This is a genomic window from uncultured Mailhella sp. (assembly GCF_905187505.1).
In the GTDB taxonomy this organism is placed as follows: Bacteria; Desulfobacterota; Desulfovibrionia; order Desulfovibrionales; family Desulfovibrionaceae; genus Mailhella.
Window position 1 is genome coordinate 1 of sequence record NZ_CAJJIC010000102.1, and the last position, 8573, is coordinate 8573.

The 8573-nt window shown below is 59.5% G+C and carries 9 protein-coding genes; 7 read left to right on the forward strand and 2 right to left on the reverse strand.

Going from position 1 to position 8573, the window contains the following annotated elements; all coding sequences use genetic code 11:
• Positions 1-553 precede the first annotated feature (553 nt).
• From yedE to selD, 5 genes are read left to right on the forward strand one after another with little or no spacing between them, the layout of a single operon-like run.
• Entirely contained in the window at positions 554-1642 is a 1089-nt protein-coding gene (gene yedE, locus QZZ60_RS08930; protein ID WP_295640639.1) for a YedE family putative selenium transporter, read from the forward strand.
• A 19-nt stretch (positions 1643-1661) separates the two neighbouring features.
• On the forward strand, positions 1662-1865 hold the full coding sequence (locus QZZ60_RS08935) for a sulfurtransferase TusA family protein (protein WP_367119413.1): 204 nt from the start codon (positions 1662-1664) through the stop codon (positions 1863-1865).
• Complete coding sequence (locus tag QZZ60_RS08940; RefSeq protein WP_295640643.1) at positions 1865-2437, forward strand: DUF3343 domain-containing protein; 573 nt, start codon at positions 1865-1867, stop codon at positions 2435-2437. Before QZZ60_RS08935 ends, QZZ60_RS08940 begins: the two co-directional genes overlap by 1 nt.
• Positions 2434-3339, forward strand: a complete 906-nt coding sequence (locus QZZ60_RS08945) for an NAD(P)H-hydrate dehydratase (protein ID WP_295640645.1) — start codon at positions 2434-2436, stop codon at positions 3337-3339. Before QZZ60_RS08940 ends, QZZ60_RS08945 begins: the two co-directional genes overlap by 4 nt.
• 27 nt (positions 3340-3366) lie before the next feature.
• Positions 3367-4434, forward strand: coding sequence for a selenide, water dikinase SelD (gene selD, locus QZZ60_RS08950; protein WP_295640647.1), 1068 nt, complete (start codon positions 3367-3369; stop codon positions 4432-4434).
• Between the two features lie 132 nt (positions 4435-4566).
• Here the strand turns inward: selD and QZZ60_RS08955 are convergent, their stop codons facing one another.
• Complete coding sequence (locus QZZ60_RS08955) at positions 4567-5199, reverse strand: molybdenum cofactor guanylyltransferase (protein ID WP_295640649.1); 633 nt, start codon at positions 5197-5199, stop codon at positions 4567-4569.
• A gap of 1 nt (position 5200) precedes the next feature.
• The gene (locus tag QZZ60_RS08960) at positions 5201-6862 is read right to left on the reverse strand and encodes an FmdE family protein (protein ID WP_295640651.1); all 1662 of its coding nucleotides are present in this window, start codon (positions 6860-6862) and stop codon (positions 5201-5203) included.
• A 257-nt stretch (positions 6863-7119) separates the two neighbouring features.
• Between QZZ60_RS08960 and QZZ60_RS08965 the strand changes: the two genes are divergently transcribed.
• Both QZZ60_RS08965 and QZZ60_RS08970 read left to right on the forward strand, forming a co-directional pair.
• Complete coding sequence (locus QZZ60_RS08965) at positions 7120-8118, forward strand: TOBE domain-containing protein (RefSeq protein ID WP_295640653.1); 999 nt, start codon at positions 7120-7122, stop codon at positions 8116-8118.
• Positions 8119-8298: 180 nt separating this feature from the next.
• Positions 8299-8573, forward strand: a 275-nt coding sequence (locus QZZ60_RS08970) for a helix-hairpin-helix domain-containing protein (protein ID WP_295640655.1), incomplete at its 3' end; no start/stop codon positions are given.

Sequence of the window (8573 nt, forward strand, 5' to 3'; positions counted from 1 at the left end):
GTCATGGACGGGAAACCTCAATATGAATGTTTCCGTGTATCATGCGCAGGCAAGCCCTGCAAGAAGGGGAAGTCCGACGGGTGAAAAGAGCGCCGTACCGGTTTTGAACGTCTTTCGGGCAAAGAACTCGGTCTTCAAGGTGCGTCTGTCCGCGGTCTTGATCCGGAGTGCCCGCAGAGGAGAATGTGTACGAAGAGCCCTTTTGGGATTTCTGCGCGTTTGTATGTTCGGGACATTTTTTCTTGCCAGCAGAAAGACCGGGGGATATATCTCAGAAAAATCATGTCAGGGGATGCCATGTTCGCAACCAGGTACGTCGGACCGGCAACGGTCGCTTTTTCCGTGGAACGTCAGTTCCTCGGCGGTACCTGACGTCCGAGGTCAGCGGAACTGGAAGTTCCCCTGATTGTCTTCGGACGTGCGACGGCTTTTTCTGTCTGAAATCCGGGCTCTTCCTTCCGCCTGACCCCGTGCAGGGTACACGGTCTTCGCTGCCGTTCCGTTTTCCGGACTGCGGCATGGTCATGGTGACACATTCACAGGAGGAGTCTTTATGAAAGGCAAGAATCCCTTTGCCAGCACGGCCGGCATCATTTTTGTCGGCGCAGTCATCGGCGTTGCAGCCATTCTGCTGCAGAAATTCGGCAATCCTGCCAACATGGGCATTTGCGTGGCCTGCTTCGAGCGCGACATCGCAGGCGGTCTCGGTCTGCATCGCGCCGCCATCGTGCAGTACATCCGTCCCGAAATCATCGGCTTTGTGCTCGGTTCCATGGCCATGGCGCTCATGGCCGGAGAGTTCCGTCCGCGCGGCGGGTCTGCGCCCATCGTGCGTTTCATACTCGGCATGGTCGCGGCCGTGGGAGCGCTGGTCTTTCTCGGCTGTCCCTGGCGCACCATTCTTCGCCTTGCCGGCGGCGACGGCAACGCACTGTTCGGCATTGCCGGACTCATCTGCGGCATCGCCGGAGGCACGCTGTTCTTCAAAAGAGGCTATTCTCTCGGCAGCAGCGTCAAGCAGAATGCCGCCGCAGGGTGGTTCTTCCCTCTGCTCATGGCAGGCCTTCTGTGCCTTTACCTTGCCTTCCCGCAGGTGCCCGGTCAGGCGCAGAGCGGCCCCATCTTCTATTCCGTGAGCGGGCCCGGCGCTTCCCATGCTCCCTTCCTGTTGTCCTTCGGCGTGGCGCTCGTCATCGGAGCCCTGGCTCAGCGCAGCCGTTTCTGCACCATGGGTGCGTTCCGTGACCTCATTCTTTTCCGCTACGGCCATCTTTTCTTCGGTGTTCTGGCCATGTTTGTTGCCGCACTTGTGGCCAATCTGCTTACCGGTGGCTTCCATGCCGGTTTTGCCAATCAGCCCGTGGCCCATACCGACGGCCTGTGGAACTTCCTCGGCATGGTGACGGCCGGTCTGGCGTTTGCGCTTGCCGGCGGCTGCCCCGGCAGACAGCTTTTCATGGCCGGTGAGGGCGACAGCGATGCGGCCATCTTTGCGCTCGGCATGCTGGCGGGCGCGGCCATGGCCCATAACCTCGGCACGGCAAGTTCCGCGTCCGGCATCGGAGCATACGGCGTTCAGGGAACGCTCATCGGACTTGTCGTCTGTCTCGTCATCGGTTTTGCCTTTTCCAGAAAAGCCTGAGTCTGTAAGGAGTATGACTATGCTTATCGATACGCGCGGACTTTCCTGTCCTCAGCCTGTGCTTATGGTATATCCCCATCTTTCCGGCAATGATCCTGTCGACGTGCTCGTGGACAACACGACAAGTCAGGAAAATGTGAGTCGTGCCGCGGCTCGCAACGGCTGGAGCATCGAAGTCAGAGAAGAGGGCAACGGCGTCGTTCGTCTGGAGCTGCGCAAGTAATGCTTGGGAAACTGACCGGCTGGCTGAAGCGGCGTAACGGCAGAGAAGCGGAAGACTCTTCTGCCGTGGAGAAGGGCTTTCTGGTCTTTCAGCATACCGGCGAGGTCATACGAGCGGAACGTTGCCTTCAGGCAGCCGGATTTTCGGTGGAGGTCAAGGGGCCGCCGCCGGAACTTCGGTCCGGCTGCGACATGGTGGTGACGTTTCCGCTCATCATGGAATCCGCCGTACGCCGAGTTCTGGAAAAGGAGCGTCTCTCTCCGTTGAACGTGGTGCCGGTGAGCGGACCTCTGCTGGAACCGGTATCGCTGTATCGGACAAAGGATTACGGCAACTGGTTCATGGTGCAGGCCGCCAACGTGAAGATCACCGTGGAGCGCGCATCCGGACGCATCGTCAACGTGTCCGGCGGCGGATGCCCGGATGTTCCCTATCTGGCGTCCATTCTGGTGGGAGAATCCATAGCGGGTGCGCAGGAACCCAGAGTTCAGGGGCATACGCTGTGCTCATACGCGCTTCAGAAGGCGTTTCTTGAAGCCCGTCGTTTGTGGCGGGAGGGAGGAGAGTCATGAGCTGGCTTGTCTGCGGCACTGTGCCGGATGATGACTTCCCGCTCTGCATGGGCACATGGCGCGTGGAGGGCGAAACGCTTGTTCCCTGCTCAGTTTTCATGTGCTCTGGAAAAGGCACGGTGCCTGCCGTTCCCGTGCAGCGGGGCACGCCCGCGCTTGCGGCAGCCGCCGTTCTGGCGCTGGAAAAGCTCGGAGGTCAGCCTCCTATGGTGCTGCTGGCCGGAGACTGCGGCTCGTCAAAAGGCAGTGCGGCGCTGTACGAATTCCTTTCTTCCTGGCTGAGCACGCCGGAGTCGGGGGATGTGGCCGGACTGACCTTTCATTATCTTTTCCCCAGCGTGGACGGGCACAACCGGATTCTCATGGCTCTGGAATCGCGGCCGTTTCCCATGCCTGCGCTCGTTGCCGACGCGGGGTTCATGTATGCCGCCAAAATGAGTGGTTATGCCGCGAAATATGACGTGTTCACGCCGGATGCCGGGGAGCTTGCCTTCCTGGCGGATGAAAAGGCTCCGCATCCGTTCTATACCCGCGGATTCCTTCTGTCGGAGGACAACAGGGCGGATGAACTGGCCGCACGGGCGTGGGAACACGGCGACAGTGCAAGAATTCTGCTTGTCAAAGGTTCCGCCGACATTATCATGGAAGAAGGACGGGAGACTGGACGGGTGACCGAGCCCTGCATTCCCTTCATGGAACCCGTAGGAGGGACGGGCGATCTTGTCACCGGACTTCTTACGGCCTTTGCCGCCTCGGGCAGACCTGTCGGGGAGTCCTGTCTTCTGGCCGCGCAGAGTGCCAGGCTGATCGGTCGGCTTGCCTGTCCGAATCCTGCTTCATCCATTGCTTCCTTCATGCCCTTCGTGGCTGACGGCGTGGCCGAAGCCCTGAAACGAGATTGAAACCTGTGCCCCTTGCACGGAGATTGTATGGCGACATTCTGCCTGATGGACAAGACCAGAGGTGCCGGCTGAGCGGCGAAGACGGCTCCCGAGTTGCTGGAGCAGATTCTTTCCGACATTACGCCTCCTCCCGACCGGGAAGGGCGCATTCTGCACGGCTTTTCCAACAACGAGGATGCCGTGCTGGTAAAAGCGCCGCCGGCAGGACTTGCGCTGGTGCAGACCGTGGACATCCTCGGCCCGCTGGGCAACGACGCGAGACTGTTCGGTCAGACGGCGGCGGCCAACGCGCTGTCCGACGTGTACGCCATGGGCGGCTGGCCGTGGTCGGTCATGAACATTGCGGCTTTTCCTTCCCCTTCGTCCGAGTCGGACACGCCGCTTTCCGTGCTGGCCGACATTTTGTCGGGAGCCATGGAAAAGGTGGCCGAGGCCGGTGCCGTGCTGGCCGGAGGGCACACGCTTGACGACGAATGGATTAAGTTCGGGCTGTCCGTCACGGGAGTGATTGATCCCGAGCGGGCGGCGCGCAACGACGGACTTCAGATCGGCGACGTGCTCATTCTCACCAAGCCGCTCGGCACGGGGGTGCTTGCCACGGCCGTCAAGGCCAAATGGCCGGGAAGTGATGAGGCGGAGAGGGAAATGTACCGCTGGACGACGAGACTGAACGCCCACGCATCCATTGTCCTGCGGGACATGGGACTCAAGGCCGCCACGGACATTACCGGATTCGGCATAGGCGGGCACGCGCTGGAAATGGCGGGAGGTTCCCATGTATGCGTGGAACTGGACACGTCGGCGCTTCCTTTCATGGAGCAGGTGGAGGAGTTCGCTTCCTGCGGACTTATCCCCGCGGGGACGTACCGCAACAGAGACTACTGCGCCTGCCGTACGCTGGTGTCGGACGACGCGGACGAGCTTCGCGCTACGCTGGCCTTCGACGCACAGACCTCGGGCGGGCTTCTGCTGGCCGTTCCGGCCGCGCGCAGTCAGGAAGCCTGCGAGAGACTGAAGGCTCTCGGAGAGCCGGCGTTTTGCGTGGGACGGGTGACGTCCGAGCGGGAGGACGGAAAGCGGCTTATTTTGGCCTGACACGAGGTCGCATATCATGAAAGCCCCGGGAAGCAACGACCTCCTGGGGCTTTTTCATGGAAATCACTGCGACGAGCAGCGGATCAAGGGAATTGACCGGCACACGGCACTGTTCTGAAGCGGAATTTTTTGTCAGAGTGCGAGTTCTTCGGTGGAACGCTTCAACAGGTGGACGGCTCGGGCAAACTCTTCCGGGGTGTTCATGTTGAGAAAGGCCGGGGAATCGGGATGAGGAACAAGACAATTTCCCTCGGCGGGAACGGCGGACCATATGCCCCAGCGTTTCTGAGCAAGAGCGTCTTCCAGAAAAGGAAGGCTCTCAAGTTCATAAATGCCGATGAGCGATTCGATGAAGCCGTCCTGATCGATGAACGTCGTACGAAGCAGGGATTTTTGGGGAAGCCCGGTCTCCATGCGGTTCGCTCTGGCCCGAACCAGGAGGTTGAGAATGTCAGGCGTCATGAGAGGAAGGTCGCAGGGAACGGCCAGCAGGGAGGTCTTCAAGCGGCGCAGCGCGGCAACCAGTCCACGCAGAGGCGTGGGGCGGCCGATATCCTCATCGGGAATGAGCGTGACGCCTTTTTTTTTCATGCGCTCTGTCTGATCGGGACGGCAGGAGATCGCAAGGCCCTGTACGTCATCCACCCTGCCGAGCAGTCCGAGGCTGAAGTCCACCATGTCGCCCGCGCCGTCATGAACGACGACGCGGGACTTGTCGTTTCCGAAACGAGAGGACAGGCCTCCGGCCAGAACGAGACCGATCATGCTATTTCCCGAATCCGCATTTGGGATAGGTGCACACGGGGCAGGCAGTGCAGTATCCGCCTTCGCCGAGGCGTGCCAGTTCTCCTCGCGTGATGCGGCGACCGGCCAGAAGGCGCGGCAGAAGCAGATCGAACACGGTGTTCTTGAAGAAAAGCGCGCAGGCGGGCACGCCCATGACCTGAATGTCCCCGGAAGGCGTTTCGATGCGTCCCACCATGGCCATGGCGCCGGGCAGTACCGGCATGCCGTAGAGCATGTCGGTCAGACCGGCATCGAGCAGGGCTGGCCTCGTCACGTCGCCCGGGTCCACGGACATTCCGCCCGTGGTGACCAGAAGATCTATGCCCGCTTCCTTCATGGTCTGCACTTCGGCCGCAATTTTCCGTCTGTCGTCCGGCACGATAGCGGTGCGGATGACGTCGCATCCGTACTGTCTTGCCTTTTCCTGCATGACGGGAATGAACTTGTCCTCAATAAGGCCGTTGAACACTTCCGTGCCCGTGACAAGCACCCCCATGCGGGCGCGTCGCAGCGGCGTGACGGTGAAAAGCGGTTCGTCGCCGAGCACGGCGAGAGCCTGGCCGAGACGCGCGCGATCCAGAAACAGAGGAATGGCGCGGGTTCCGGCTATCTTTTTGCCTTCCTGAACGAGCGTGGCGTCCTGACGGGAAGCGCACATGACGTCGGGCACGAGGTTGAAGCGCTCAAGTTTTTTCACGTCCACGGAAAGCAGGCCGGAGCAGTCTGCCACGAAGTCGATTTTTCCTTCCCGGGGAGGAAGGGAATAACGGACTCCGTTTCCGGCCATGCGGCGGGCGAAGCTCTCCGCAGCCTCGTTTTCGTGCGCCGGAGCCTCGGGGTCGGAAGCGGCGGGGACTTCTTCGTCAAGTACCGCCACGTCGAATCTGCCTATCTGCTGGAGTCGGCAGAGATCTCCGGGGCTTACCGTCTGGCCGGCGGTAAAGGCGGATCCCTTGAATTCACCGGGAACGATGCGCGTCATGTCATGAGCGAGCACTTTGCCGACGGCGTCCTCGGCGGATACGATGCGGATGCCGGGAGCGGAAGAGCCGGGCGTCGTCTTGGGCGCAGTGCTGTGACTTATGTAGTAGCGCTCTCCCTGACAGGCCCGGCAGATTGGTCCATCCTTTAAAGGATAGCCTTCTCCGCATACGGGACAGACGGCCACCGCGCCGCTCGGAGCATGGCCGAGAAGGGCTCCGTGCACGGTCACGTCCTGAACCCGGCAGATGCTGTCGCCCGCTTCCTCGATCTCCCGGAGCAGTTCCGCTTCATTCTGTTCCTTCTTGGGCTTTTTCTTCATGAGCCAGGAGTAGTATTCCGGAAAGGCTTTGAGCTTTTCGACATCCACGCTCACACGAACGCCTCTGCCGGTGTATTTGTCGTACAAGGTCACGGCATAGCGGCCGATGTCACGCACTTTCACCCAGTTGTTGCCCATGCTGCACAAGGAAAGGAGCTGCACGGCATCGGGCAGGCATTTGCGGGTTTCGGAAACGGCCTCGAACAGCGTGCCTTCCGGAAGATGACGCTGCGCAAGGGCCACCATGTAGCCGCCGAGCAGAAGTCCAGGAGCGGCATAACCGTGGAAGCGTTCGGCCATGGCCTTGAATTCACTGAAGGTATGATTGCCTATATTCATGAAGCATCCGATGTTTGTTGGGTTGGCGGGAAATTGTTCCGGCGTGCGGGCCGGCAGGCGCATCCCGCAGACGGCTCATCCCCGATATAATGGGGATGGCTCAGGACGGCAAGCCATGTTCCGCTTTCCGCACGCTCTATGCGGAAGAAGCGGGGTTTTCAAAATAACACATTCCTCGCCGCCGCCAATGAAGTCCTTTTTTCTGGAAAATCGAGATTGCTTCTGCTAGGCTTCGCCGAAAACAGGAACAGCAGAACATGGATGAACTCGGACTGTCGGAATCTAGGGACATGGAAGAAACGAGTCTTCGTGCTTTTCTTCAGGCTTTTTATCACTGGTATGAGTGCGCGGCTTCACCGTCGCAGCAGTGCTCCCGTTCACGGGTGCTCATGGTGTGTCTTCTGATACGCTTTGCGGCGCTGCGCCTGGGAGAGGCGCTTGCCTTGGACGACACGGCCGACATGGACACGGAGAAGGGCGTTCTTTATGTGCGAGGCAAATGGGCGCGCGTGCTTCCTCTTCCGGATGCGGCGCTGAAGCGTCTTGCGGAGCTGCGCGACTCACCCTGCAACGTCAGGGCAAGAGGCGGACTTTGTCATCTGGATCCCGCCTATGTCCGACGCGTCTTTGCCTCTCGGGCACGTGAGGCCGGACTGCCCGGCGTAAGTCCCACGGATCTTCGTGATTTTCGCGAGCAGGAGCTCTTGCGTCAGGGCATACCGCTGAGCGTGGTGGAATTTTTTCTCGGCAGAGGGGAGGGCGGAGCTCCGAAGCCGGAGGATGAGGCCCGATTGCGGAAGGCTTTTCGCCGATGGGAGCATGTCAGCCGTACAGGGCGCCACAATGTCGTGTCGGGAGCCCTGACCCTTGTGCATAAGGGCGCTTTTTCCTGTCTTCTGGCGATCCGGACGCGGGGCGGCATGACCTTTCTGGTACGTTGTTCCACGCGCACGTTCACGCGTCTCGAACTGGTCGAAAGGCAGACGACTGCGGTCTTCGTCCGTTCTCTTCAGGTCTGCGTGCTGCCCGTGGAGACGATGTCCGACAACTGTTTTCCCGGAAAGGTGACGGACGTTTTGGAACACGACGGGGAAGCCAGGGTCATGGTCCGGCTGGAGGATGACGTTCTCGATTTTTGCGCCATACTGTCTTTTGACTCCGTGCAGAACATGAGGCTGCAAAAGGGAGGGAGAGTCTGGATTTTGATTCGTCCGGAAGACTTTACCTTTGAAGGCTCCGCACAGGGGCTGCACTGAGTCGGAGACGGAAAAATTTTTTCAGCGCCCCTTCTTGTTAACCCCTTCACAAAATAAGAGAAATGATATATAAAAAGAAGGCGAAATTTTAATGCCTTTTTAAGGCGCTTGACATGAGAAGTTCAAGTGAGTATTAGAACGGAACAACGTTTTCCACCTTTATTTTCAGGAGAAACTGTCATGGATATCAAGCGTATTCTTGCATGCTTCGCTGTTGCGGCCCTGTGCTTCACCGGTACCGCCTTTGCTGCCGAAAAGGCCAATCTGAACAGTGCCACCGAGGAAGAACTCGCCGCCGATCCCAACATCGGTCCCGACCTTGCCAGAAAGATTGTGGAATATCGTGAAAATGTGGGCGACTTCTCCAGCTACGACGAGCTGAAGGAAGTGGAAGGCATCACCGATACCAAGATCAAGCAGATCAACGAGCATTTTGAAATCGAAGGCGTTGCCAG

Coding starts and splice junctions, on each gene's coding strand:
- QZZ60_RS08960 (WP_295640651.1), bottom strand. CDS start 6,862: ATGAATATAGGCAATCATACCTTCAGTGAATTCAAGGCCATGGCCGAA.
- QZZ60_RS08945 (WP_295640645.1), top strand. CDS start 2,434: ATGAGCTGGCTTGTCTGCGGCACTGTGCCGGATGATGACTTCCCGCTC.
- QZZ60_RS08965 (WP_295640653.1), top strand. CDS start 7,120: ATGGATGAACTCGGACTGTCGGAATCTAGGGACATGGAAGAAACGAGT.
- QZZ60_RS08955 (WP_295640649.1), bottom strand. CDS start 5,199: ATGATCGGTCTCGTTCTGGCCGGAGGCCTGTCCTCTCGTTTCGGAAAC.
- yedE (WP_295640639.1), top strand. CDS start 554: ATGAAAGGCAAGAATCCCTTTGCCAGCACGGCCGGCATCATTTTTGTC.
- QZZ60_RS08940 (WP_295640643.1), top strand. CDS start 1,865: ATGCTTGGGAAACTGACCGGCTGGCTGAAGCGGCGTAACGGCAGAGAA.
- QZZ60_RS08935 (WP_367119413.1), top strand. CDS start 1,662: ATGCTTATCGATACGCGCGGACTTTCCTGTCCTCAGCCTGTGCTTATG.